Source organism: Brevibacterium sp. OS20, from assembly GCF_056837565.1.
On record NZ_CM166367.1, the window covers coordinates 1,604,490 to 1,630,212 of the forward strand.

Annotated in this window: 24 protein-coding genes; 14 read left to right on the plus strand and 10 right to left on the minus strand. The window is 65.0% G+C overall.

Translation table 11 applies throughout. The features are described 5' to 3' along the window. Positions 1-94: 94 nt before the first annotated feature. On the plus strand, positions 95-1,555 hold the full coding sequence (ahcY, locus tag ACVZTU_RS07010; protein ID WP_482401638.1) for an adenosylhomocysteinase: 1,461 nt from the start codon (positions 95-97) through the stop codon (positions 1,553-1,555). Between the two features lie 120 nt (positions 1,556-1,675). Here ahcY and ACVZTU_RS07015 read toward each other — a convergent pair whose 3' ends face one another. Further along, entirely contained in the window at positions 1,676-2,500 is an 825-nt protein-coding gene (locus tag ACVZTU_RS07015) for an RDD family protein (protein WP_482401639.1), read from the minus strand. A gap of 113 nt (positions 2,501-2,613) precedes the next feature. On the opposite strand from ACVZTU_RS07015, the gene ACVZTU_RS07020 reads away from it, so the two are divergent. Then, positions 2,614-3,612 (plus strand): stage II sporulation protein M, encoded by a 999-nt coding sequence (locus ACVZTU_RS07020; protein WP_181270377.1) that lies wholly within the window; start codon positions 2,614-2,616, stop codon positions 3,610-3,612. A 31-nt stretch (positions 3,613-3,643) separates the two neighbouring features. On the opposite strand, the gene ACVZTU_RS07025 is transcribed toward ACVZTU_RS07020, so the two are convergent. Further along, entirely contained in the window at positions 3,644-4,156 is a 513-nt protein-coding gene (locus ACVZTU_RS07025; RefSeq protein WP_482401640.1) for a TetR/AcrR family transcriptional regulator, read from the minus strand. 55 nt (positions 4,157-4,211) lie between these two features. Between ACVZTU_RS07025 and ACVZTU_RS07030 the strand changes: the two genes are divergently transcribed. Continuing rightward, complete coding sequence (locus ACVZTU_RS07030; protein WP_482401641.1) at positions 4,212-5,063, plus strand: EamA family transporter; 852 nt, start codon at positions 4,212-4,214, stop codon at positions 5,061-5,063. A gap of 6 nt (positions 5,064-5,069) precedes the next feature. On the opposite strand, the gene ACVZTU_RS07035 is transcribed toward ACVZTU_RS07030, so the two are convergent. From ACVZTU_RS07035 to ACVZTU_RS07055, 5 genes are read right to left on the minus strand one after another with little or no spacing between them, the layout of a single operon-like run. Continuing rightward, positions 5,070-6,356: a DUF58 domain-containing protein gene (locus ACVZTU_RS07035; protein WP_482401642.1), complete on the minus strand. Its 1,287-nt coding sequence runs from the start codon at positions 6,354-6,356 to the stop codon at positions 5,070-5,072. Then, entirely contained in the window at positions 6,357-7,442 is a 1,086-nt protein-coding gene (locus tag ACVZTU_RS07040; protein ID WP_482401643.1) for an AAA family ATPase, read from the minus strand. After that, the gene (locus ACVZTU_RS07045; protein ID WP_482401644.1) at positions 7,439-8,698 is read right to left on the minus strand and encodes a DUF4350 domain-containing protein; all 1,260 of its coding nucleotides are present in this window, start codon (positions 8,696-8,698) and stop codon (positions 7,439-7,441) included. Before ACVZTU_RS07045 ends, ACVZTU_RS07040 begins: the two co-directional genes overlap by 4 nt. Further along, positions 8,695-9,423, minus strand: a complete 729-nt coding sequence (locus tag ACVZTU_RS07050) for a DUF4129 domain-containing protein (RefSeq protein WP_219922121.1) — start codon at positions 9,421-9,423, stop codon at positions 8,695-8,697. Before ACVZTU_RS07050 ends, ACVZTU_RS07045 begins: the two co-directional genes overlap by 4 nt. Further along, a complete protein-coding gene (locus ACVZTU_RS07055; protein ID WP_139907477.1) occupies positions 9,420-10,469 on the minus strand; it encodes a DUF7847 domain-containing protein in 1,050 nt (349 codons plus the stop codon). Before ACVZTU_RS07055 ends, ACVZTU_RS07050 begins: the two co-directional genes overlap by 4 nt. A 343-nt stretch (positions 10,470-10,812) precedes the next feature. Between ACVZTU_RS07055 and mtrA the strand changes: the two genes are divergently transcribed. From mtrA to secA, 7 genes are all read left to right on the plus strand, one after another. Continuing rightward, positions 10,813-11,493 carry an MtrAB system response regulator MtrA gene (gene mtrA / locus ACVZTU_RS07060; RefSeq protein WP_062861422.1) on the plus strand — a complete coding sequence of 227 codons (681 nt, stop codon included), beginning with the start codon at positions 10,813-10,815 and terminating at the stop codon, positions 11,491-11,493. After that, positions 11,490-13,433 carry an MtrAB system histidine kinase MtrB gene (mtrB, locus tag ACVZTU_RS07065; RefSeq protein WP_181270379.1) on the plus strand — a complete coding sequence of 648 codons (1,944 nt, stop codon included), beginning with the start codon at positions 11,490-11,492 and terminating at the stop codon, positions 13,431-13,433. The genes mtrA and mtrB overlap by 4 nt, the downstream gene beginning before the upstream one ends. Next, entirely contained in the window at positions 13,430-15,160 is a 1,731-nt protein-coding gene (locus tag ACVZTU_RS07070) for an LpqB family beta-propeller domain-containing protein (RefSeq protein WP_376906817.1), read from the plus strand. The genes mtrB and ACVZTU_RS07070 overlap by 4 nt, the downstream gene beginning before the upstream one ends. 137 nt (positions 15,161-15,297) lie before the next feature. Next, positions 15,298-16,020, plus strand: coding sequence for a ComF family protein (locus ACVZTU_RS07075; protein ID WP_139470303.1), 723 nt, complete (start codon positions 15,298-15,300; stop codon positions 16,018-16,020). Positions 16,021-16,086: 66 nt separating this feature from the next. After that, on the plus strand, positions 16,087-16,749 hold the full coding sequence (gene hpf / locus ACVZTU_RS07080; protein WP_139470306.1) for a ribosome hibernation-promoting factor, HPF/YfiA family: 663 nt from the start codon (positions 16,087-16,089) through the stop codon (positions 16,747-16,749). Between the two features lie 86 nt (positions 16,750-16,835). Beyond that, positions 16,836-18,077, plus strand: coding sequence for a winged helix-turn-helix domain-containing protein (locus ACVZTU_RS07085; RefSeq protein ID WP_482401645.1), 1,242 nt, complete (start codon positions 16,836-16,838; stop codon positions 18,075-18,077). A gap of 54 nt (positions 18,078-18,131) precedes the next feature. After that, positions 18,132-20,822 (plus strand): preprotein translocase subunit SecA, encoded by a 2,691-nt coding sequence (gene secA, locus ACVZTU_RS07090; protein ID WP_139907480.1) that lies wholly within the window; start codon positions 18,132-18,134, stop codon positions 20,820-20,822. Positions 20,823-20,840: 18 nt separating this feature from the next. Here the strand turns inward: secA and ACVZTU_RS07095 are convergent, their stop codons facing one another. Beyond that, positions 20,841-21,311 (minus strand): Rv3235 family protein, encoded by a 471-nt coding sequence (locus ACVZTU_RS07095; RefSeq protein ID WP_139466776.1) that lies wholly within the window; start codon positions 21,309-21,311, stop codon positions 20,841-20,843. Then, positions 21,308-22,210: a hypothetical protein gene (locus ACVZTU_RS07100; protein ID WP_482401646.1), complete on the minus strand. Its 903-nt coding sequence runs from the start codon at positions 22,208-22,210 to the stop codon at positions 21,308-21,310. The genes ACVZTU_RS07095 and ACVZTU_RS07100 overlap by 4 nt, the downstream gene beginning before the upstream one ends. Positions 22,211-22,359: 149 nt before the next feature. Here ACVZTU_RS07100 and ACVZTU_RS07105 point away from each other — a divergent pair, with 149 nt between their 5' ends. Next, positions 22,360-22,875 carry a hypothetical protein gene (locus ACVZTU_RS07105; RefSeq protein WP_139907483.1) on the plus strand — a complete coding sequence of 172 codons (516 nt, stop codon included), beginning with the start codon at positions 22,360-22,362 and terminating at the stop codon, positions 22,873-22,875. 37 nt (positions 22,876-22,912) lie between these two features. Here ACVZTU_RS07105 and ACVZTU_RS07110 read toward each other — a convergent pair whose 3' ends face one another. Then, entirely contained in the window at positions 22,913-23,134 is a 222-nt protein-coding gene (locus ACVZTU_RS07110) for a helix-turn-helix domain-containing protein (protein ID WP_025780784.1), read from the minus strand. 159 nt (positions 23,135-23,293) lie between these two features. Between ACVZTU_RS07110 and ACVZTU_RS07115 the strand changes: the two genes are divergently transcribed. The 3 genes from ACVZTU_RS07115 to ACVZTU_RS07125 are packed head-to-tail and all read left to right on the plus strand — an operon-like array spanning position 23,294 to position 25,705. Next, positions 23,294-23,941: an SAF domain-containing protein gene (locus ACVZTU_RS07115; RefSeq protein ID WP_139466784.1), complete on the plus strand. Its 648-nt coding sequence runs from the start codon at positions 23,294-23,296 to the stop codon at positions 23,939-23,941. Next, positions 23,941-25,218, plus strand: coding sequence for a CpaE/TadZ family protein (locus tag ACVZTU_RS07120; RefSeq protein ID WP_482401647.1), 1,278 nt, complete (start codon positions 23,941-23,943; stop codon positions 25,216-25,218). Before ACVZTU_RS07115 ends, ACVZTU_RS07120 begins: the two co-directional genes overlap by 1 nt. Before the next feature lie 10 nt (positions 25,219-25,228). Next, the gene (locus tag ACVZTU_RS07125; RefSeq protein WP_482401648.1) at positions 25,229-25,705 is read left to right on the plus strand and encodes a DUF6912 family protein; all 477 of its coding nucleotides are present in this window, start codon (positions 25,229-25,231) and stop codon (positions 25,703-25,705) included. The last annotated feature ends 18 nt before the right edge of the window (positions 25,706-25,723 follow it).

Consider the following 25,723-nt stretch of genomic DNA (forward strand, 5'->3'; position numbering starts at 1 on the left):
TCTTCGCTGTCCGCAGAACGAGCATGACGCGACAAGCCGCCTGCCCCGGCAATAGACTCGAAGCCGATCAGACAGCCCGCCGTATGGAGGTACCGTGCTCGATTCCACTGACTTCAAGGTCGCCGATCTCAGCTTGGCCGGGGCCGGCCGACATCAGATCCGCCTCGCCGAAAGGGAGATGCCGGGCCTCATGGCGCTGCGTGAGGAATACGCCTCGACGGCACCGCTGGCCGGGGCCCGCATCGCCGGCAGCCTGCACATGACCGTGCAGACGGCTGTCCTCATCGAGACCCTCGTCGCACTCGGTGCAGACGTCCGGTGGGCCAGCTGCAATATCTTCTCCACGCAGGACGAGGCCGCTGCGGCCGTCGTCGTCGGCTCCGGCACTCCCGAAGCCCCGGCCGGCGTCCCCGTCTTCGCATGGAAGGGCGAGACCCTCGAAGAGTACTGGTGGGCCGCTGACAAGATCTTCGACTTCGCGGATGGACCGAACCTCATCCTCGACGACGGCGGCGACGCCACCATGTACGTGCTCAAGGGCACCGAATTCGAAGCCGCCGGGGGAGTGCCCACCGCCGGCGCCGAGGACTCGGAGGAGTTCAAGGTCCTGCTCAAGCAGATCGCCGCCTCCATCGAATCGGCCCCCGGACGCTTCGCCCGTCTGGCCGCCGGAATCAAGGGGGTGAGCGAGGAGACGACGACCGGAGTCAACCGCCTCTACCGCCTCGCCGAACAGGGGACTCTGCCGTTCCCTGCCATCAACGTCAACGACTCGGTGACGAAGTCGAAGTTCGACAATCGCTACGGCATCCGCCATTCGCTGCCCGACGGGCTCAACCGCGCCACCGATGTCCTCATCGGCGGAAAGATCGCCGTCGTCATCGGCTACGGCGACGTCGGCAAGGGTGCCGCCGAAGCGCTGCGCGGACAGGGTGCGCGCGTCATCGTGACCGAGATCGATCCGATCTGTGCGCTGCAGGCCACGATGGACGGCTACCAGGTCGACCTCCTCGCCGAGGTGGCTCCCCAGGCCGACATCCTCATCACCACGACCGGAAACACCCGGGTCCTCGACGTCGACGTGCTGCAGACGCTCAAACCCGGCGCAATCGTCGGCAACGTCGGTCACTTCGACGAGGAGATCGATCTGGCAGGGCTGTCCCGCCTGCCCGGAGTGGAGAAGATCGAGATCAAACCGCAGGTCCACGAGTGGAGCGTGCCCGTGCCCGCCGAGGCGGGACTCGGTCGCGACCGCACGGACTTCCTCGTCCTCTCCGAAGGGCGCCTGCTCAACCTGGGCAACGCCACCGGTCATCCGTCGTTCGTGATGAGTGCGTCATTCAGCAATCAGGTGCTCGCCCAGATCGAGCTGTGGCACGCCCACGATGACTACGGCAACTCGGTGCATCGGCTGGCGAAGGAACTCGACGAGAAGGTGGCACGCCTCCATCTGCCGGCGCTCGGGGCGAAGCTGTCCGAACTGAGCAAGGAACAGGCCGAGTACATCGGCGTCGACGTGGCAGGACCGTTCAAACCCGAGCACTACCGGTACTGATCGAGCACTGCCGGTTCGGTCCGGCGGCGGAGCGGGCGAACCCGGTCGAAGTCCGGGACCGCTCCGTCGACCGAGAACAGTCGAGCCGCGGTGTCAGCGGCGGACAGTCAGACTGCGTCGTCAGCGGCGGGTGAGGCTGAGGCCGTGGGGGAGCGTGTCGACTCCGGACCGGAAAGCGTTCGCACGGTCGCTCCGACGGCGCTGTTTCTCGACTTCGGCGATGCGCTGCCGATGGATGACTGCGGACAGGAATTGTTCGGGAAACGTTCCCTCCGGCGGGGCCGGAGCCACATAGGGATTGAGCTCGGTGGCGAGCTCGATCGCTCGCTGCCACCTCGACTCCGCACCGAGCTGGGGCGCCATGGCGAGGAACGCGACGATGCGCCGATGCAGACCATCGGGGATCGCTGTCACGTCTGTGCGGTTCAGCCATTCGTGCAGATGAGGGGCCACATGGGTGTGCATGGGCGGCAGAGGTCGGCTGCGTTCGCTGACGGCGATGGTCCCGGCCAGATAGTCGCCGAGGCGTTTGGCCTGCGGTGAGAGCAGACCGGACAGAGCCGCGATGCCGCCGCCGCTGGACACGATCTCGAACGGCCACAGCAGAGCGCGGATGAAGGAATGGCGCAGCCGCACCGCACCGCCGTCGTCGCGAACAACGCGCAGCCCGAGGATGAGCTTGCCCAGCGAACGACCGTGACTGAGCACTTCGACGAGCATCGGCAGCAGCACGAACACGAAGATCGTCATCACGGTCATGAGTGAGCCGAGAAGCAGTCCGTTGAGATCGAGCACCTTGAGCATGAGCCAGAACATGGCGATGAGCAGACCGACATTCACCAGCGAATAGACGATGTAGTCGATGAGACAGCTCAATGCCCGCGCCGCGAGAGCGGCCGGTTGGACGTTGAGTTCGACGGCTTCACCGGTGATCAGAGTACTCACCCGACCATCGTGTCATACTGCCGCGTTCCGAGGCGGTCGTTTCGCCGAGAGCTTGCCGTGTGCCTCTCTCTGCGTCGGAGGTGCCGAGGCGTCGTCTCCGATAGGGTGGAGGGATGGATCCGAACCTGCTGGCCCAGCTGCACGGCGATGACTGGCTGGAGCTCTCGGCATTGGCGAAGAAGAACACGCTGACACCCGAGCAGACGACCCGCTTCCTCGAGCTCTACCGGACCGCGTCGAAGGATCTGTCGCGGATCACGACGGTGGCTCCCGACTCTCTCGAAGCCGCTCGGCTCTCGGCGATCGTCCACCGCTCCCGCAATCATCTCTCGTCCGTGCCCAGCGGAGGACTGTCCGGGCTCGGACGGTTCTTCGTCATCAGTCTGCCGTTGTCGCTGTACCGGCTGCGATGGGACTTCGTCATCGTGGCCGCCGGATTCCTCGCCGTCGCCGTCCTGTCGGGCATCTGGGCGGGATCGCATCCGGAAGTGCTCGAGACCTTCGGGGATCGAGAGTTCCGACGGCAGTTCGCCGAACATGATTTCGTCGACTACTACAAAGAGAACCCGAACGGCTTCTTCGCCGTCGGCGTGTGGACGAACAACGCGTGGATCGCCGTTCAGTTCGTCCTCCTCGGCATCACGGGCGGCTATGTCATCGTCGGACTGTTCTCGAATGCCGTCAACGTCGGCTTCTCCGGAGCGATGATGTTCGAGTTCGACCGGGCCTCCGACTTCTTCCTCTACATCCTGCCCCACGGGATCCCGGAGATCAGCTGCATCATCCTCGCCGCTGCTGCGGGACTGCGTCTCTTCTTCGCCTGGGTGGTGCCGGGCCCCAGGCTGCGTCGTGACAAGCTCGCCTCCGAGGCTCGGTCGCTGCTCATCGTCGCCGGCGGTCTCGTGCTTCTGCTGTTCGGTTCGGGGCTCATCGAGGGCTTCGTGACCCCGAACCCGATTCCGCCGGCCGTCAAGATCGCCATCGGAGTGGCCTACACCGCGGCTGTCGTCGTCTACGCGTGGTACTTCGGCAAGCGCGCCGCCGCAGCCGGACTCAGCGCCGATCTCGACGAGCATCAGGCCGGATACTCGGTCATCTCCACCGACCGCTAGGCGTTCCGCCTCGGAGAGCGCACGGACTGGATCAGCTCAGGACCACCTGCAGCAGTTCCTCTGCTGTCGGTTCCACCAAAGACAGCGTCGCGCGACTGGTGAGCATCGCAATTCCATGGACACTCGTCCATACGGCCATCGCCTCCACCGGCTCAGCGCTGGGCTTCTCCCTGAGGAAACGGGCGATCCAGTCGTCGATGAGCGGCAGTGAAGTTGCGCGAAGCTGCCGGCCCGACCCTTCGAGGATGTCGTGGCGGAACATGAGGTCAAAGGTTTCGGGGCGTCTTACGGCGAACTCGACATAGGACTTTGCTTGTCCGAGGAGGGTGCCGTCTGCCGAACTCAGTTGGTATTCGAGGTCAGCGAATCCCTGTGCGGCCACGGCCGACCGGAGTGCGGCGAGTGAAGCGAAGTGACGGCGCGGTGCGCCGTGGGAAACGCCGCAGCGTCTGGCCACTTCTCTGATTGTGACGGCGCTCAGCCCGCCCTCGTCCAGCAGTTCTCCTGCAGCTGTCACCAGCCGTGCGTCGAGAGTGTCGCTCATGACTCAAGCATGCCTCAGTAGACAGTGGCAACAAAACAGTAGACACTGTCTACTGATGAATGAATCACTGACTTTGGCGCTGGTCTGCTGCGGAGCAGTGCTGCACGCTGCGTGGAACTGTCTCGTGAAGAGTAGCGGCTCTGGCGATGTGCTGTTCGTCTGGTGCTGCAGCATGTTGATGGCCCCCGTTGCCGGGGTGTTGCTGCTGTTCTGGGCGGTGGAGGGGCGACCGTTCGACGATTCCTGGTGGTCGGGCCTGGTTAGCATGATGATGCACACGATCTACGCGGTGATTCTGCAACGAGCGTACGCGGTCGCTGACATGTCACTGATCTACCCGATCGCACGAGGACTTGCTCCGATTGTGGTGTCACTCGTTGCTCTGACCTGGGCGCCATTGCCGGGAGCCGGAGGCTGGTTCGGAATGGGCCTGGTTCTCGTGGGCGTGGTTTGCATGGCCGAGCTGGGCGCTGCGCGTGAGCGTGGCATGATCCGCGGGACGGGATACGGACTGCTCGTTGCTGCAGGTACATCTGCTTACACATTGTGGGATGCCTACAGCGCACAGGTTCTCCATGTGGATGTGCTTCCGTATCTCGCGGTGTCGGGTATGGCACAGGCAACTCTGCTGACGGCAGTCTGTTGGGGAAGGCGCAGGCAGATGAGAAGTGTCCTCGTTGAGAACTGGAAGCTTGCTGCACCCATCGCGGTTCTGTCACCGCTGAGCTATGCTTTCGTGCTCCTGGCCATGCAGGTGGGAGCACCGAGCATGGTCGCTACTGCACGATCAATGAATATCGTCGTGGGCACTCTCGCGGCAGCGCTTTTGCTGCGTGAGAGGGTGTCGCGACCGGCAATGATCGGGGTCGGCATGATCTTTGTCGGCGCAGTCGTCGGCACGATGTGACGATTTTCACAGCCCGCCGGAGACCTTGAGCCGAATGTAGAGATCGGCCAACGCTCCGGGAAGCTTCTCCGGCAGAGCCTGGACGGAGGAGATGCCGAGTCCGAGCAGCCGAGACTGCAGCGACGCCGTCGCGAGCATCTCGGCCTCGGCGGCCGCCGCCGTATATACGTCGTCGGCGTCGCCGCGCCGGGCAGCCAGGTCCGCAAGTGCGGGATCTTCGACTCCGGCGACGACGACCCGGTGGTGTGCCGTGAGAGTCGGCAACACTGGCAGGACGTCCTCGGCGATGGTCGCCTCATCGAGCTGAGTGACCAAGACGACGAGCGCCTGCTGCCGGGAGGTCTGCAGAACCGCAGCGGCGATCGACTCCCAGTTCGCCTCGTAGAGCTCCGGGTACACAGGCGTCAGCGCCACCGACAGTTCATGGACCGGATCATGAGCCCGATGGCTCGACGCGACTGCCCGCACCCGGGCATCGGCGACGATGACATCGACCCGATCGCCGGCACCCGTGGCCAGAGCCGTCAACAGCAGCGACGCCTCGAGCGCGGCGTCGAAGACCGTTCCCTCACCACAGCGACGGGCGGCGAACCGGGAGGAATCGACGACGATGACGACGCGACGATCCTTCTCCGGTCGCCAGGTTTTGACCACGAGATTCTGCGCGCGGGCGCTGGCTCGCCAGTCGATCGACCGGACATCGTCACCGTCGACATAGTCGCGCAGCGAATCGAATTCCGTGCCCATTCCGCGGATCATCACCGCCGACCGCCCCTCGAGCTCCCGCAGCTTCTGCGTCTTCGACGGCAGCTCCCGCCGGGACACGAAAGGTGGCAGAACACGCACAGAGGCGGGAACATCGATGCTCTTCTGCCGCTGGATCAGCCCGAGCCTGCTGCGACTGCGCACGGTCACCAGATCGCCGGGCAGCGCGCCGCGTCGCGTCGGCTCCAGCTCGGTGATCACCTCTGCCTGCTCGCCCGGTTCCAGCACGTGACGAGAACGAGTCTCGACCGCCCCCGCACTCGGTGCCCAGGCGTCGCGGACGTGGAGGCGCAGCCGGCGGCTGGTCCCATTGATGATAGTCAGCGTGCTGTGGGTGCTGTCGCCGAGGCGGACCATCGGTCCCGGTGTGCGCTGGACTTCCAAACCGTGGATCCGGGGAACGAAGAAGAAGTCGAGGACCGCTGCCAGGACGATCACACCGGCCACGATCAAGGCCGTCGGCCATGTCGGCACCAGCATGACGGGCACGAGGCCGAGAAGAGTGAGCAGGAACAGTCGGGTGGTCATTCAGCGGGGCACTTCGGTCGTGGCGATGATCGAGTCGAGGACCTGACCGACGTCCAGACCGTCCATCTGCGCCTCGGGGCGCAGGATGACCCGGTGCGACAGCGACATATGGGCCAGAGCCTTGACGTCATCGGGGGTGACATAGTGCCGACCGCTCAGCCACGCATGAGCGCGGGCGGCTCCGAGCATCCTCGTCGCTCCGCGAGGTGAGACGCCCAAGGCCAGGGACGGGGTCTGGCGGGTGGCTCGGGCGAGGTCGACGATATAGGTGATGATCTGCGGGGCGATGTAGATCTTGGCGATGGCTTCGCGGGCCCGGCCGATGAGTTCGGCATCGGCGACCGGACGCAGACCTGCCGCGGCCAGGGATCCGGCGTCGAAGCCTCGGGCGTGACGGTCGAGAATCTCGAATTCGTGATCCCGTTCGGGCAGGTTGAGGACGAGCTTGAAGAGGAACCGGTCGAGCTGAGCCTCCGGGAGCGGATAGGTGCCTTCGTATTCGACGGGGTTCTGTGTGGCTGCGACGAGGAACGGTTCGGGCAGCTTCCGTGAGCGTCCCCCGACGGACACCTGATGCTCCTCCATCGCCTCGAGCAGGGCCGACTGGGTCTTCGGCGGGGTGCGGTTGATCTCATCGGCGATGAGGATGTTCGTGAACACCGGGCCGGGACGGAATGAGAAGTCCGAGGCGGACGCGTCGTAGACCAGCGAACCGGTGACATCGCTGGGCATGAGGTCGGGAGTGAACTGCACACGCGAGCTGTCCAGGCTGACCGCGGCGGCGAAGCTGCGCACGAGCAGAGTCTTCGCCACTCCGGGAACCCCTTCGAGAAGCACGTGACCCTGGCACAGCAGTGCGATGAGCATTCCCGTCACTGCCTGGTCCTGGCCGACGACGGCCTTGGCGATCTCGGTGCGCACACCGGTGAACGCCTCCCTGAGCGGGTCCGGCTCAGCCTGCGGAGCCTGCGCGCTGTCCGCAGCAGTGGTCTGCGGCACGACCGGCTCCTGGGGCCGAGGTGCGGCCGGAGGCTGAGAGGCGACCGGTTCCTGAGAATTCGTAGGGCCCTGGGGCGGCTGAGTCATGGGATCTCACTTTCGATCTGGGTGAGCTGATGGACGAGTTCGGTGAGTTCGGCGTCGGTGTGAGCCGACGCGGAGACGAAGACATAGTGGAGACGGCCCGGATCGGCCCCGGTGACGGTCGCGATGTGAGCGATGATGTCGGGTGTGCGGGCATCGGGGCTGAGACCGAGTCGTTTGGCGATGCGCAGCAGGGCTCCGGCCCGGAGCGTGTGCAGCGCCCCGTCGCGATCGTGGCTGCGCGAGCTCAGGGCTGCCCGACCGTGCACGGTCTCCACGGCAGGCACGATGACCGGCAGACGTTCGAGAGCCAGCGGCCCGAACCGGCGCCCGATGACGAGCAGCAGGACGAGGAGGCAGGGGACCAGCCACAGGACTCCTGCGAGGAACCAGCCGGGCACGAAATCGATCGTCGACGGAGGCGACTGCCCCTGTCCCGAACCGTCGAAGGTCGGATAGTAGACGACGAGGTTCTGCGTCTGGGACAGCTGCGAGAGCACAAGAGAGGCATTGCCCTCTTCGTCGATGTTCTCATTGGTCACCCAGTCGGGGCTGCCGAGCACGGTCAGCGGAACGGAACCGCCCGAATCGGTGAGGAACTGTCCGCGCGCAGACCCTGGAGCCACCTCGGTGCCGTCGATCTCGGCGACCCCGGGGCCGGTGAACGGGTAGCAGGCGGTGATCCCCTCGGTGCCCTTCTCCGTCTCCGCGTATTCGACCTCGCCGGTGGACACGGCACCGGCACTGCGGGTGATCGGTGAATCGCAGGACGGTGCGGACGTGGCCTCCGGATCGGCCAACGGGCCGAGGTTGTCGTTGACCGTGATCCGGTCGGTGAACTCCGACACCGTCGGACCGGGATCGACGAGGACGAGCCGGTTGCCGTGGGTGCGCAGAGCGTACTCGAGGCCGGCGATGTCCCCGGGGGACAGAGCCGCGGTGTTCGCGGGAATGAGCAGGGTGGTGTCGGGTCGGGCGGCGGCCGAGCGGGCCTGCTCCTGATCCTCGGTGGTGGTGACATCGACGTCATGGTCACGCAGGGTCTCGACGAGGGCCTTCGTGCCGGTGCGCTCCGTCGAGTCATAGTGCAGGGGCTCTGCGGACTCCTCGTCGCCGGTCAGCAGCACGAGCACGATCACGGTGACGAGGATGACGAAGGCCGCGACGATCCATACCACAGCCGACCGCAGCCGAGCGCGCAGCGGAACCCGCGAGGTCGACCGGGTGCCGCGGGCGGCGACATCCAACTGTGCGCTCATACAGCTGCCTCCCGGCGGACCGGCAGTGCGCTCAGCGTCCGGTCGAGTGCGCACAGATCCGCATAGACCTCGCCGAGGCTGCGGTCGGCACGTGTCTTCGCCTCGGTCGCCTCCCCGTAGCGGAGGTCGTTGAAGACCTCGGCCACCCCGTGGACGGCGGATCCGTGCTCGGGCAGGGCCGCCTCGGCGGAACGGGCGATCTCACTCGCTGTGGCCGAGGACTCGAGCGAGACGATCTGCTTGACGGACAGGATCGCGAAGATCGCTCGGGATTCGTCGATGACCGCGGTCTCGAAGTCCCCGGCCTGCGCGGCCCGGGCCGCGCTCTCGCGCCACGGGCCCGGTTCGGGCTGGGAGACCACGGGATCGAATGCGGACAGCGGGACGCCGACACGGCGGAATCCGGCCCGACGCACGCGCCAGACGATGAAGGCGACGATCGCGGCGAGGCCGAGGACGACGACGATGAGCAGCCACGGGGAGTTCGCGCCCAGGGCGGCATGGACGAGCGAATCCCACAGGGAGGACAGCCACCGGCCGATCCGTTCCAAGGGGGTGAGATCGTTGGCGGCGTATTCCGGTTTCGAGAGTTCGTGCTCTACCCATTCGCGGCCGGTGTCCCGGTCGATATTCGCCGAGGCGGCGCGAAGCTGTGCCGCGCCCGGCTGGGAGGACGCGGCGGTGTGGAGGTGGCGGGCCGCCTCGGTGATGGGGGAGAGGATCATCGGTCCTCCTCGGCGCGGATGAGGACGAGGTCGAGCCCCTCCGAGCGCATCTGCTGATCGAAGAAGCAGACCGTGACCAGGCAGGCGAAATAGGCGAAGAGGACGGCGGAGGAGATGAGCGTGAGTGCGAGCAGCAGACCCACGGAGACGATGGCGATGGCCGCCTGCGCCGTCGTCGACTCGGTTGTCGTCGTCATGCCGACGCCCAGGAGCACCGAGATGATGAAGACGATCGGGGTGATGATGAGTTGGACGAGCTGATTGGACAGGAAATAACCGAGCGCCAGCTGGCCGAGCATTCGCCAGAAGCCGCGCCCGGTCAGTTTCCAAGACCGGCGGATTCCGGCACGGACGCTCAGGTCCTCGACCGCGATCGCCGAACCCAGGAACGCCAGGCGCAGGTTGACCCAGATGAGCGCGACGAACCACAGCAGGGCGGCCAATGCGGCCCAGACGAAGGCGAGGATCGCCGAATCGGCGCCGAGGAACAGCAGCGTCGGGGCGGTGAGGGCCAGCAGCAGGCCGAGGTTGATTCCACTCATCAGCAGTGTGGCCAGGATGAGGCGCAGGCGGCGACCGGACAGGGACTTCCACGCCATCGACAGAGTGGTCCTGCGGGCGCCGAAGGAGGCGCGGGTTCCGGTGGCGATGATGCCGGAGAGCAGATGGGCCAAACCGAGGCTGAGCAGGCTGAGTGCCACCGAACCCAGCTGGGCCAGGGCGATGAAACCGGAGGCGGCATCCTCATTGCCGCTGAGGTCGTTGAAGAACGGCAGGAACTGCACTGCGATGAGGGCACCGATCGCGGCGAGCAGCAGGCTCCAGAGGGAGAAGACGATGAGAGAGGAGCCGATGGACAGAGTCGGGACGAAACGCAGCAGGCGGAATCCCGAATCCAGCGCCTCGATGAAAGTCAGCGGACGTTTGGGCAGGAGCCCGCGTGGGGGAGGCGGCTGCCATCCGCGCGAGGGCGGGGACGGCGAACGCCGCTGCCAGCGGCCGGTGTGCCAGTCGACCTCCGAGGTCCATGCATTCGTCTGTCCCATCACGCCAATCCTGCCATGATTCGCCGGCAAGTGCCGAGAGGCCTCCCTGTCGGATTCGGTGCGCGTCGGCCGTGTCGATCCCGGCCGTCGGGGGACGGCCCGGGGACGGTTCGGGGTTGGTCTGAGGGGCGATCGGGAAAGGCGATCGGGAGGGAGGTCGGGCGGCCGTTCCGACGGTCGGCCTCGGGGAGTGAATGGCCCGCTGCAGGGGGCCGTGCGGCGCGGCAGCTGAACCGTCGGTCTCCGCTGTCGGCGGATCCGGTGCATGAGGCAGTCGACAACGCCCGATAGGCTAGGAGTGTCGGGAACCGAAGAACACGCGAACATAAGGGACAATGGGAGCATGAACGCTCGAATCCTCGTAGTTGATGATGACACGGCTTTGGCCGAAATGATCGGAATTGTGCTCAAAAGCGAAGGCTTCGAGCCCTTCTTCTGCGCCACCGGAGACCAGGCCTTCGAAGAATTCCAGAAGGTCAATCCGGACCTCGTGCTCCTCGACCTCATGCTGCCCGGCAAGGACGGACTCGAAGTCTGCCGGGAGATCCGTGAGATCTCCTCGGTGCCGATCATCATGCTCACGGCGAAGTCCGACACCGTCGATGTCGTCCTCGGCCTCGAATCCGGTGCCGACGACTATGTGCCGAAGCCATTCAAGCCCAAGGAGCTCATCGCCCGTGTCCGCGCTCGGCTGCGGATCTCCGAACCGCAGGCTCCCGAGCTGCTGACCGTCGGCGACGTCGTCGTCGACGTCGCCGGCCACACGGTGACCAAGGGCGGATCACCGGTGTCGCTGACCCCTCTCGAGTTCGACCTCCTTGTCGCCCTGGCTCGCAAGCCGTGGCAGGTGTTCTCCCGCGAGACCCTGCTCGAAGAGGTGTGGGGCTATCGTCATGCCGCCGACACCCGACTGGTCAATGTCCATGTGCAGCGTCTGCGGTCGAAGATCGAACGCGATCCGGAGAAGCCGGATATCATCGTCACCGTCCGCGGCGTCGGCTATAAGGCCGGCCGAGCCGCGTGACTTCCGAGTCAGCCGCGGACGGACCCGTTCGCACCGCGGCCTCGGCGCTGAAGACGTTCTGGAACTTCATCCTCCGATCGTTCAGCCACTCCCTGCAGGTCCGCATCGTCGTGCTCACGATCGTGCTCACTTCGGTGGCGATCTTCGGCGTCGGAACCTATATGTCCCAGCAGATCGCCCGCGGTCTCTTCGACACCCGCCTGGATTCCCTGTCCTCTCAGACTCGGTCGATCCTGGCCGAGCTGCGCTCCCTGGCACCCGTCGACGGGCAGGCGGTCACCCAGGACACGCTGAGTTCGCAGCTGTCCTCGATCTACAACCGTTCGGCCGGGTCGGTGTACTCGCTGACCCTGCAGCCGAAGGACCCGAACTCCTCCTTCTCGACGATCACCGCCGGTGGGTCGAATGAGGACGGTGAGGCCACGCAGGTGCCCGTCTCCGATGAACTCCGCGAGGCCATCCGCAAGGCCCCGACCGACGACAAGCTCTACCAGTCGGTGAGCTTGCCCGACGGGACCGGACCGGGTCTGCTCATCACCCAGGAGCTGCAGATCCCGGGCGCCGGCCAGTTCCAGCTCTACTACCTCGGCGACCTCAGCGAACAGCAGGACACGCTCAACTTCGTGCAGCGTTCGATGTTCGTCGCCGCCCTCGTCCTCGTCGTCCTCGTCGGTGCCGTCGCCTGGATCGTCACCCGACTCGTCGTCACACCGGTGCGCACCGGGGCCGAGGTGGCCCGGCTCATCGCCGATGGTGACCTCGACGAACGCATGCCCGTCCACGGCAACGATGAGATCGCCGTCCTCGGTGAGAGCTTCAACGATATGGCCGACACCCTCCAGCACCAGATCGAGCAGATGGAACGGCTGTCGGTGCTGCAGAGGCAGTTCGTCTCCGACGTCTCCCACGAACTGCGGACACCCCTGACGACGATCCGTGCCGCAGCGGACCTCATCTACGATTCCCGTGACGACCTCGACCCCGTCACCGCGCGCAGCGCGGAACTGCTCAACTCGCAGGCAGAACGGTTCGACAACCTGCTCTCCGACCTGCTGGAGATCTCCCGCTACGATGCCGGTGCCGCGGCGCTGGTGCCCAAGCCCGTCGATATCGGCGCGATCGTGACCTCGGTGATCGAGACCGTGTCGATGGTGGCCGAACAGATGGACACCGCCATCGTCGTCCACGCTCCTTCCTCACCGGTCATGGCCGAGGTCGACCGGGTGCGGATCACCCGGATCGTGCGCAACCTCGTCGTCAACGCCATCGAACACGGTGAGAACAACCCCGTCGACGTCTATGTCGCCTCCAACGCCGAGGCGGTGGCTGTGAGCGTGCGCGACCACGGAGTGGGCATGAACGAAGAGCAGGTCGAGCACGTCTTCGACCGGTTCTGGCGTGCCGATCCGGCACGCAAGCGCACCCTCGGCGGGTCGGGTCTGGGCTTGGCGATCTCACTCGAGGACGCGCACCTGCACAACGGCTGGCTGCAGGTCTGGGGCAAACTCGGCGAAGGATCGTGCTTCCGGCTGACGATTCCCCGGCGCCCCGATCAGGAGATCACCTCCTCACCTCTGCCTCTGCCGCCTCGCGATGCGCAGATCCGCGGTTCCGCGCTCGTGGCGGGACCGCTGTCCTCGGACGGCTCAGTCCGCATCCAGACCGGATCGATCCCGATCGTCGTCGAAACCGAGCCGGAGATGCTCGAAGATGACAACGAATCCGTCGCCGAGGCGGCCCCGCAGTCATCATCGCCGGAGACGACCACGACTTCCTTTGAGGCGGTCTCGGACGATGGGGCCGCCGCCGACGAGTTGGACAGCGCGGCTGCCGACGGCTCTGAGACAGGCACCGCCGAGACTGGGCCGCGGTCCACGGACGTCGGCGATCCGGACCTGGACGGTGACGGCATGGACGACGGAGAAGGAGGACGGTCATGATGCGCACGAAGCCCAGAGGGCTGCGAGTGAAGACCGTGTTGGTCTCCGTGTTCACCGCCTTGACCCTCGTCGGCTGCTCGTCGATCCCGACGTCATCGCCTGTCGGCCATATCGAAGACGACTCGGGCGATGCAGGTGCGAACAACGCGCGGATCCCCGACGGTCCCGAACCCGGGGACAGCCCATCGGACATCGTGCGCGGGTTCCTCCGTGCAGGAGCGGGCGCCGGCAACAACTTCTCCGTGGCCCGGTCATTCCTCACCGAGGGTGAGGCGCAGAAATGGAGCCCACAGGAATCGGTGTCGGTGCTGCCCAACGGCACAGATCTCGACTCCTTGAACGTCGGAACCACCTCCGACCAGAAGACGATGAGCATCTCGCCCCCGGTCGTCGGTCTCGTCGACTCCTCCGGAGTGTACAACTCCACCGAACCGGGCACTCGGTCCACGATGGAATTCTCGCTGCGGCAGGAGAACGGGGAGTGGAGGATCTCCTCGGCGCCGGACGGGCTTCTCATCAGCCAGACCGACTTCCAGACGATCTTCCTCAACTATTCGCTGCAGTTCTTCACCTCCGACTATTCGTATCTCGTCCCTGACTCCCGCTGGTTCCTCCGGTCTTCCTCGACCCCGACGGTGCTGATGAACGAGCTGCTCAGCGGACCCGCTCCCTACCTCTCGGGAGCGGTGATCACGTCGATTCCCGATGGTGCCAAGCTCAGCGATTCGGATTCGAACGTGGTGACGATCGAGAACGGCGTCGCCAATGTGGCCCTGGGACCGCAGAACCCGGCCCCGTCCGACCGCGAAAAGGGACTTATCCGTCAGCAGATCGCCACCACCCTGCAGGTCATTCCCTCGATCTCGGCAATCGATCTGAGCATCGGCGGGCAGACGGTTCCGGCCAGTCTGCAGCCGAAGACCGATACGTCGGTCCAGGTGGACGGGCCACCCGTGGTTCTCGCCGACGACCACCTCTCTCGGGTTTCGGGCACCACCGTGGCCAAGGTCGAGAACAGTCCGAATCTGAAGAAGGCGAAGGCGAGCGATCCCGCGGTGTCATTGGACGACTCTCTCTACGTCTATCTGGCCGACGACGGCAAGCAGCTCATGCGGTTGAAGTCCGACGCCGTCGACGCTACTCCGATCCTCAAGGGCAAGAAGCTCGTGCGCCCCAGCATCGATCGCTTCAACACGACATGGACGGGTGAGGCTGAGAACAAGGGCGAGCTCAAGGCCGTCGGTCGTGACGGCAAATCCTCCACCGTCGCCGCCGACTTCCTCAACGGTCGACAGCTCATCGATATCGAGGTCTCCCGAGACGGCACTCGTATCGCGCTGCTCAGTCGCCACAAAGGGGAACCGGATCGCGTCGATGTGGTCGGCATCCCCAGGGACAAGGCGGGCAATCCGGCCGGTCATGTCTCTGAAACGCCGATCGAAGTGGGTGCGAATTTCCACGAGATCAAGGATGTCTCATGGGCAGGGGCGACGTCTCTCGTGGCTCTGGCCGCAGAGGAAGGCGAATCAGCGCAGCCGTTCCGCATCGGAGTCACCGGCCCTGCTGAACAGCTCGGTGAGGTCTCGGACGGAAGCCGCATCGCCGGTGGAGTGGACGGACGCTCGATCCTGGTCACCGGTGCCGATGGCGCGCTGTACAGCTACAACTCGAACGCCTGGCAGAAACTCGTCGACGTCGAAGCGAAGGATCCCTCCTATCCCGGTTGACCCGCACAGCATTGCCTGTCCCCGCTGACCCACGGCGCCTTTCCCTTCCCGGCTGGGCCGTCGGGCGGCGGTGCGCGGCTGTTCTGGAAAGCGGCTCATCGCCGCCCCCCGATCCGGGCATGCAGTAGATTTCTCCCATGGGGCTGCTCGGGGAGTTCGGCGAACTGCTCCTGCCTCGCCGGTGTGCCGGCTGCGGGCGGGAGAACGTGTCCCTGTGCACCCGCTGCCTGCAGCTGCTCGGTGGGATCCCACGGGCGATGGAACCGCGCTACGGCACGATTCCGGTCGTCGGGGTCTGCGAATACAACTCGCAGATCTCGAAGATGGTCGTCGGCTTCAAGGACGACGGACGCCGGGACATCCTCGATCCCTTGGCCCTGGCTCTGACCCGTTCGATCGTCGCGGCCCTCGAGCTCATCGGCTACTCGGGTGGGGCGATCCGACTGTTTCCGGCGCCCAGTTCGGATCGGGCCAGACGTCGTCGAGGCGGATCGCATACGGCCGCCCTGGCGAATCGGGCGAAGGAGCTGTCGCCGGAGCTGCCTCTGGAAGTCCACGATGTGCTCGCGGCGAAACGATCGCGTGACCAGGTTGGACTCGGGGCGATCGAGCGGGCTCAGAATGCTCAGCGGACCCAATATCTCGACCGGAGGAGAATCGCTGAGATCGCGGAAGTCCGTCCCGTGTCGGGCACCGAATCCGCGCCGACGGACCTGCTCATCGATGACTTCTCCACCACCGGCGCAACCTTGGCAGAAAGCGCACGTCTGCTAGCATCGGTGCAGATCAGGCCCGCTGTAGGAGCTGTTCTCGGTCTCGGTCGCGGGGGCACTCGATTTGTCTCTCCCTTTACTGTATAACGGTGTTTACCCATCCAAGGGCATGGGATCGGATGAATCCGACGAGCGAGTCGCTAAGGACACATCATGGACATTGTTGTCAACGGCCGTCAACTGACCATCTCCGACAGCTTTCGAGCCCACATCGAGGACAAGATCGCCAAGGTCGAGCAGCTTGCCCCTCGCGCTCAGCGTGTCGAAGTGCATGTCACTCACGAGAAGAATTCCCGCCAGCCCGAGACGAGTGAGCGGGTCGAGCTCACGGTTGTGGCGAAGGGACCGGCAATTCGGGCAGAGGCCATGGCAAGCGACAAATATGCGGCACTCGATCTGGCATGGGCGAAGCTCGTCGAACGACTGAGGCGAGCGAGAGACCGGCACAAGGTGCCCCGGTCGGGACATCACCGCAAGGAATCCACCGCCGAGGTGCTGGCGAAGATGCCGGTGGCCGAACCGATGGTTCCCGATGCGAACGCCGACGACGCGAAGTCTGCAGCGGACCACAGCGTCGACCAGACGAACGGCCGCATCAAGGCCGAAGGCGATTCGCCGGTGGTTCTGCGAGAGAAGACCTTCACCGCCTCACCCATCGGCATCGAAGAGGCGTTGAACAGAATGGAACTCGTCGGACACGACTTCTACCTGTTCATCGACGAAGAGTCGAGCAAGCCGTCCGTCGTCTATCGCCGTAAGGGCTGGAGCTACGGAGTCATCGCCCTCGACCACGACCTCGAAGAAGCCATCGACTGACCAATTACTACCTGACGGCGGCCCAGCAACCTCGCGCGAGGTTGCTGGGCCGCCGTCAGGTAGCAATTGGGGTATAGCGTTGGGGTATGCAGAGGATGACACGTGCCGCGGCCCGCAGGACGGCGATCGCGGCAACGGGACTGGACCGACCGCGACCGGTGAAGGTCACCGCCCGACACCTCAAGAAGGTCTTCGCCACCCTGGGACTGACCCAGATCGACTCAGTCGCCCGAGTCGTCCGATCCCACTATCTGCCCTTCTACTCTCGTCTGGGTCCCTACCCGCGGGAGACCCTCGACCGCCTCTTCTACTCTTCTCCGCGCATGGGCGTCGAGTACTGGGCACACGCCGCGGCCTTCGTGCCGCCGCAGACATGGAAGCACTTCGCCCGCGCCCACAGCGAATGGTGGCGCAACGACTTCGGACAGCGCCACCCGGAGACCGGGGAGGAGTTCCGAAACCTCCAGACTCGCGTCCTCACCGCCCTGTCCTCCCGGCCGATGACGGCACGTGAAGTCGCCGAGGTGGTCGACCACGATCTGCCGGAGATCCACCGCGGACATTGGGGCTGGAATCCCAGCCAGGTGAAAGTCGCTCTCGAAGCGCTGTTCGCCGGTGGAGTCATCAGCGCCTCGGGACGCAACGACCACTTCGAACGCATCTATGCCCTGGCCCGTGACGTCTCACCCCAGCTGCCGCAGCTGCCATTGAATTACGGGCCGCCGGAGGATCCTCGGCTGGGGCTGGACCCGAATGCGGAGATTCCACGCGGAATATCCGGGGTCGAAAACAATGTCTACGAACTCACCCGTATCGCGGCACGTGCCCTGGGGATCTCCCGGTCCGAGGACATCGCCGACTACTTTCGGCAGCGGCGGGCACCGACCGACGCCGCCATCACCGAACTCGTCGCCTCAGGAGAGCTGCGCGAAGTCGACGTCGAAGGTGTCCCCGCCTTGAAATGGCATGAGGCTCGGACCCCGCGCACCGTGAATGCCCGAGCGTTGCTGGCGCCGTTCGACCCCTTGGTCTTCTACCGACCGCGCATCGAATGGCTCTTCGACTTCCACTACCGCATCGAGATCTACACCCCGGCGGCCAAGCGTGTGCACGGCTACTACGTCACTCCGTTCCTCCTCGGTGATCGCCTCGTCGGGCGAGTCGACCTGCACAGGGATCGGGCGGCGGGCATCCTGCGTGCTCACCAGGTGACATGGGAGCCGGGGGAGGAGCACATCACCGAGCTGACGGACGAGCTCATGACGATGGCTGCGTGGCTGGGCCTGACCGCCGTGGACCTCGAAGGTACTCACCTGCCATTAAGCTAGGGGCTATACAGTCGTTCGAGTCGTTGTCCGGCAGACATGCCGATTAGGAGAAAAGTGGCTAATTTCCTCGAGAAGCTTCTGCGCACAGGTGAAGGCAGAACTCTGAAGAAGCTCCGCCGATACACGGATGCCATCAATCAGCTGTCCGATGAGTTCAGCGAGATGACGGACACCGAACTGCGGGAGGAAACCGGCCGGTTCAAGGAGCGCTACAAGGACGGCGAGAGCCTCGACTCCCTGCTTCCCGAAGCCTTCGCCACCGTTCGTGAGGCATCGAGCCGGACCCTGGGTCTGCGGCACTTCGACGTCCAGCTCATGGGCGGCGCCGCTCTGCACCTGGGCAACATCGCCGAGATGAAGACCGGTGAGGGCAAGACTCTCGTCGCCACGGCCCCGGCCTACCTCAACGCGCTCACCGGCGATCCGGTCCACATCATCACGGTCAACGACTACCTGGCTACCTACCAGTCCGAACTGATGGGCCGCGTATTCCGCTTTCTCGGCATGGAGACCGGCTGCATCCAGGCGAATATGCCCTCGGACCTGCGCCGCAAGCAGTACGCCGCAGACATCACATACGGCACGAACAACGAGTTCGGCTTCGACTACCTGCGCGACAACATGGCCTGGTCCGCGGACGAGCTCGTCCAGCGCGGTCATGCCTTCGCCATCGTCGACGAGGTCGACTCGATCCTCATCGACGAGGCGCGCACCCCGCTCATCATCTCGGGTCCTGCCGAAGGCGATGCGAACCGCTGGTACGGCGAATTCGCCAAGGTCGTCAAGCGTCTGAAGACCGATCGCGACTACGAAGTCGATGAGAAGAAGCGCACCGTCGGCGTCCTCGAACCCGGAATCGAACGCGTCGAGGACTACCTGGGCATCGGCAACCTGTACGATGCGGAGAATACCCCGCTCATCAGCTTCCTCAACAACGCCATCCGCGCCAAGGAGCTGTTCAAGAAGGACAAGGACTACGTCGTCCTCGACGGCGAAGTCCTCATCGTCGACGAGCACACGGGGCGTGTGCTCAAGGGCCGCCGCTACAACGAGGGCCTGCACCAGGCCATCGAGGCGAAGGAAGGGGTGAAGGTTCAGGCAGAGAACCAGACCCTGGCGACGATCACTCTGCAGAACTTCTTCCGCCTCTACGAAAAGCTCTCGGGAATGACCGGTACGGCCGAGACCGAAGCCGCGGAATTCATGTCGACCTACAAGCTCGGTGTCGTCCCGATTCCGACGAACAAGCCGATGCAACGTGTCGACCAGTCCGACTTCGTCTATAAGAACGAGGTCGCGAAGTTCGACGCCGTCGTCGACGATATCGTCGAACGCCACGAGACCGGACAGCCCGTCCTAGTCGGCACGACGAGCGTCGAGAAGAGCGAATACCTGTCGAAGCACCTGGCCAAACGCGGCGTCAAGCATGAAGTCCTCAACGCGAAGAACCACGCCCGTGAGGCGTCGATCGTGGCGATGGCCGGACGCAAGAACGCCGTCACTGTGGCCACGAACATGGCCGGACGCGGTACCGACATCATGCTCGGCGGAAACGCCGAGTTCCTCGCGGTCGCGGAAATGGAACGTCGAGGCCTCGACCCCGCCGAGAACGAGGACCAGTACGAGTCCGAATGGCCGGAGGTGCTCAAGGCCGCCGAAGACAAGGTCAAGGAAGAGGCCGAAGAGGTCGTCGAGCTCGGAGGACTCTATGTGCTCGGCACCGAACGCCACGAATCCCGTCGCATCGACAATCAGCTGCGCGGACGCTCCGGCCGCCAGGGAGACCCCGGCGAATCCCGGTTCTACCTGTCTTTGACCGATGATCTCATGCGGCTCTTCGGTTCGGGGGCTGCCGAACGGATCATGGCCACAGCGAACGTGCCCGATGATGTGCCGCTGGAATCGAAGATGGTCTCCCGCGCCATCCTCTCGGCCCAGTCGCAGATCGAGCAGCGCAATGCCGAGCAGCGCAAGAACGTGCTCAAATACGATGATGTGCTCAACCGTCAGCGCACTGTGATCTACGATGAGCGCCGCCGTGTGCTCGACGGCGCCGACCTCGAAGATCAGGTCGCGAACTTCCGTGAAGAGGTCATCGACGCCTATGTCGCCCAGGCGACGACGGGACCGGTCGAGGAATGGCAGGTCGACGAGCTCTTCGAGGCTCTCGGAAAGATCTACTCACCGTCGATCACCCCCGACGACCTCGCCGAGGAACTCGGTGGCCTCGGCAACCTGACGAAGAACCGCCTCAATCAGGAGATCCAGTCCGACATCGCACTGTTCTACTCCCAGCGCGAAGAGGAACTCGGAGAGGATGCCACCCGCGAACTCGAACGCCGCGTGGTGCTCTCTGTCATCGACAAGCGCTGGCGTGAGCACCTCTACGAGATGGACTACCTCAAGAACGGCATCGGACTGCGGGCGATGGCCCAGCGCGATCCGCTGGTGGAATACCAGCGTGAGGGCTTCGAGATGTTCACTACCATGCAGGACGGGATCAAGGAGGACGTCGTTCGCCTGACCAATACTCTGCAGGTTCAGGTGACCTCATCGGCCGGTTCCGATGGTGACGAACCCGAGGTCGAGGTCGACGCTGAGGAGCTGCGTCACAAGACTCCCAAGATGCAGCTGTCGGCGCCGTCCGAGGGTGGTTCCGCCTCGGTTTCCGAATCCGAAGACGAAGACGAGCCGGCTCCGGTCAATCGCGCCGAACGTCGCGCGAAGAAGAAGGCCAAGAGCTGACTCCGAGCCGACAGCGGCTCACATCGTCTGCAGCGCAGTCAGCGTCCACCGGGTAGTGAGCAGTTCCAAGCGGACTGCCACCGCCCGGACGCGATTTGCGGCGGCGACGATGACTGTGACCTCGGCGATCTCAGGGCTGATCTGGCAGACGTGCGCCGTTCCCGGCCTCACCGTCCGTGTTCCGGGCACGGTCGCCCTGTGGGGTGCCACCTCGGCGCGCAGCTGACAGCGGTGGTCGATCTTCGCCAGCAGCTCCGGTTGGACCCATCGGGCGATCGTCTCGCTGCGTCTGACGCCGGAGAGGACTTCGAGGCAGGCTACCGCCAACGAGGTGGCCGTGGCCGCGATCCGCGCCCGGTCGTCCGCGATTTCCAGGCCCCGGACCTGCCCGCTGACCCGGCGATTCTGCGATTCCGTGGACGACGCTGCGACCTCTCGCCGAGGCGGTGCCGACGCCTGCGGCCGAGTGAGGGTGAGTGGGGCGGTCATTTCTGAATCTCCAATCTCTGACCTGCGATGATGAGGCTCGGATCGGGTCCGATGGTGTCCTCATTGGCGGCATAGACGTGCGCGACGAGCTGGGGGATCTCTGCTGGGGTCTCGGCCAGATCGGCAGCTATCGACCACAGGCTCTCGCCTTGAGCCACAACATGTGTGGCGGTTCCAGGATCCGTAGGCTCGGCGGCAGAGTCACTGTAGCCTGGCTCATTCGGCTCCCTGCTGTGGTCGGATTCGCCTGACCGGTCGGATTCGCCGGGCCCCTCCATCGGCCCCTCCGACGGCCGGTCGGTCGGTGGTGCAGAAGGCGCTCTGTCTGCGGGCGGATCTGTGGGCCAGCCGGGATCGGGCGGGCGGACTCGGTCGGGTGGCTCGGATTCCTTACGCGGCTTGGAACCGTCTGGCGGCTGCTCATCCTGAGACCGTCCCGCATGGTCGGATGGGTCCGCAGAGCTCTGATCATCGTCGATCGTCGGCCAGCCGGGGTCGGCAGGGGCGGACGGAGTATGCGCAGACGGCGCAGCGACGGAAGGAGCCTGTGCGGACGATGCGGGGTCAGGGCCGGGACCAGCGAGCGGTGCTGCTTGAGCGGAGTGGACCACGAGGCCGGCAGAGACGATGGCAAGAACACTCGACGCGAGTATCCGGGGCATTGCCTTGACGACCAATCCGGCAAGCGCCGACCGGAAACGGCCGGTGGGAAGGACCTGCAGCAGCAGGGCCAGCAGAGAGATGAGTCCGATCCGTGCGAACAAGAGCGATCCGGTGCCGATGATGACGATGACGACGACGTCGCTGGTCGTCCACGGCTGAGGAAGCCGCTCCCACGCAGCTGCGAACGAACCGAGCAGCACCAGCCACGAACTCGCACATGCGATCAAGAGATACATCTAGACATCCTCCATTGGATAATGAACATAATGATGCCGTTAGTTGTTATTTGGTGTCAATGGGTCAGCTCTAACTACATGACTGTAGTTCGGTGCGTCTTCATTTCAAGTCTTGAAAGTGGACTACAGCTGGGGCAGGCTTGGCGATTATGGACGATCGGATCGATGCACTCCTGGCGGATATCGAAGCCGCCGACGCGGCGGCGCAGGCGCACGTCAGGAGAGGCGAATTCGGTGACGAGGTGGCCGGTCAGGCGGCCGAGAGGACTCTGCTCGAACGGATGCGAGGGGCGCTGGGATCGACGGTGCAGGTGACGATGCCGGATCGGGATATCACGGGGACGGCGTGCTTCCTCGGTCGGAACATCATCGTCCTCGCCGGAGTCGAAGTCTCCGTCATTGCAATCAGGGCTGTCCGCGGATTCAGGCTGACCACGAGAGTGCATCGATTCGACGCTGGCGGGCTGGAGAGATTGGGCCTGGGATCGGCGCTGCGCCGCTGGTCAGCCGCCTATGAAGAGGTGTCGATCGATGTCGCGGACCGTGCGGGCAGCATTCGGGGGCGATGCGCGCTCGTTGCTTCCGACTATGTCGAAATCGCTGGCAGGATCATTCCCTTCGCGGCGATCAACGCCGTCCACGCCCGGACGAATCCCTTCGGATGACTCGTCCATGATGGAGATCAGAGCCGAAGCGAGTGGGTCAGTCCTCGATAGAACCGGTCTTGATCTGGTACTCGGTGCGCTCGTACATGCGCTGGATATACGCTTCGATCTCGGACTTCTCGACCCGCCACTGGCCGCGCCCTCCGACCTTGATGGCGCGGAGATCGCCGGAGCGGACCAGGGCCCGAGCCTGTGCGATCGAGACATTGAGCAGCTCGGCCACATCGGTCAGCGGCAGGAAGCGACTTTCGACGGCCATGAGGTGTCTTCTCCCATTCCAAATGTCCATCTGCCACCAGATGTCCATCTGCTTGTTGGTGCATTTGGCCAAAAACCTTGCTTTGGCATCATTTGATGCCCAATATTATCACTGAGAAGCAGTTTCTGTCAGCGAAACTTCTGCGAATCTGGAGATGCAATGGAGCTCTCGAAAAGAATCCGACGACCCCGCTGGACCGATGCGCGCCTCCTCGTCGGTGCGATGCTCGTCGTCCTCGCGGTCGTCGGAACCTACCTGCTCGTCACCTCGGCGAACTCGACCACCCGGGTCTGGGCGAGCGCACGCGCACTCGTCCCCGGTGAGATCCTCGAACCGGCCGACCTCACAGTGGCCGAGGTCAATCTCGCCGATCTCGGCAGGAAGTATCTCTCTGCCGATTCCGAGCTGCCGACGAACACGAGCGTTCGCAGCGTCGTGGCGGCAGGTGAACTGCTGGCTGCCTCGGCGGTGGCGCCAGTGTCAGAACTCGAGGGGCGAGTCGTAGCCATCGACATCGCCGGCTCGGTCCCGAGCGTCGTCGACTCGGGCAGCCTCGTCGACGTCTGGGCCCAGCCGGAGCAGAACGGGCTCGACGATGACGGCACACCGCCGGAGCAGATCGTCGATTCGGCCCCGGTCGCTCATATCAATCGAGATGTAGGCAGCTTCGGGGCAGGTGACGGCGCCCGCATCGAAGTGTTCGTCGGCTCAGTGGACCTGCCCGGCGTGCTTGCCGCACTCGACGGACGCAGTGTGCTCTCCGTGGTCGGTGCCCCGTCCGTTCCTGCCGATGAAAGCGAGCAGTGATGACACAGGTCCTGCTGGCGGTCGACTTCGAATACGACCTCATCCTCTTCGAGCTGCTCAGCGAGATCGACGACGTCACGATCGTCGCCCGCCCCGCCGACGAGGTGGAGCTGCTGGCGCACTGCCGCACCGGCGGAGCCGATGTCGTCATCATCGGCCGCTACTTTCCCGGCCTCGACGCGGAGGTGGTTGCCGCGATCACGGCCGCCGGCGCGAAGGTGCTCGGATTCGGCGACGACGCGCACGCCCTCGAAGCAGTCGGCATCAGCGCCGTCGTCGCAACGGACGCCGACGCGACGACGATGGCCGCGGCGATCGACGACCTCCGTGCCTCCACTGTGGTCCCGCCGCGCCCGATATCGCCGCCGGGGCCGGTCGGAGGAGCGGGAATGATCATCACGGTCTGGGGGACCGGTTCGTCGCCCGGACGCACTCTCACTGCCGTCAACCTCGCTGATCAGGCCTCTCGTCAGGGCAAGCGCAGCGTCGTCGTCGACGCTGACACGGTCTCCGGCATGGTCGCGTCCACCCTCGGGCTGACAGAGGAATCTTCGCATCTGGCCAGCCTCTGCCGGTCGCAGTCGGACCCGGTCGGGCGCTTCGGCGCGCATGCGGTGCCGCATGCATCGATCCGTGAGAGCTTCCATGCGGTGACCGGGCTGACTCGGCCCGAGAGGTGGCCGGAGATCCGTGCCTCCGTCCTCGAGTCTGTGCTCAAACGCCTGTCCAAGGTCTACGATGTCGTCATCGTCGACGTCAGCGACCGCATCGATCCCGATGACGACCTCGCCGACCCCTTCTACGATCGACACTGCGCCACCCGTGCCGCGCTCGAGGCCGCCGATATCGTGCTCGTCCTCGCAGCAGGGGAGCCGATCGGCCTACAGCGACTGGTCAAACTCCTCGGCACACCACGGGCCGAGGCGGTGCGCGAGAAGATGCGGCTGGTGATCACGAAGGTGCGCCCGAGTGCGGTCGGCCATCCCGCTGAGACACGGATCAGTGAAGTCCTCGACCGATTCGCCCGGATCACTCCGGACTTCATTCTCAGAGATGACCGGCCCACGGCCGATGCGGCGATGCTCGCCGGCCACACCCTGCACGAGCAGAATCCCCGGTCCGTCCTCGTCGGGGACCTCGCGGCGATGATCGACGAGCTGCTGCCGGGTCGCCGCCGTTCCCGCAGATCCGTCGGAGGCCGTGACCGTCGCGGCGCCGGCCGCCGCGGACGCCCGCAGAAAGTCAGGGTGAGCCAGGGGAGCGGACCACAGGACTAGGATGAGGGGCATGGCCATTCGCTGCTACATTCCCACCACCCTGACCGCGCTGCGTTCGACGCTGACCGACGTCCGCGCCGTCGCCCCCGACGCTCAGGGGCGCCGTCTGCGCGGTGAGGAGTTCGAATCCGCTGAATTCGACGCCATGTGCATCGCCGCGGCACTGGCCGCGAACGCAGTGTTCGCTCCTGCTGAAGCCGAGACCGGCACCGAGGCGGCTCCCGAGCGGCGTGTCATCGTGGCCTATGACGCCCCAGAGTCCAGCCCGGCCGCGCCGCTGACCGAAGGCTTCGAGCTCATCACCCTTGCCGATGTCGACATGGTCCGGGTTGCGAGCTTCCACCTCGACGAGGACGCCGTCTGGGATGAGGCGGTGCAGCTGGCCGAGGACACGGACTCCAGTGCAGCCGAGGACCACCTCGGCGCTTCCGATCTGCTGTGGTACGACTCTTCCGAACTGGAACAGCTGCTCGGCGACCGGGCCTGAACCGACGCTGCCCCCGGG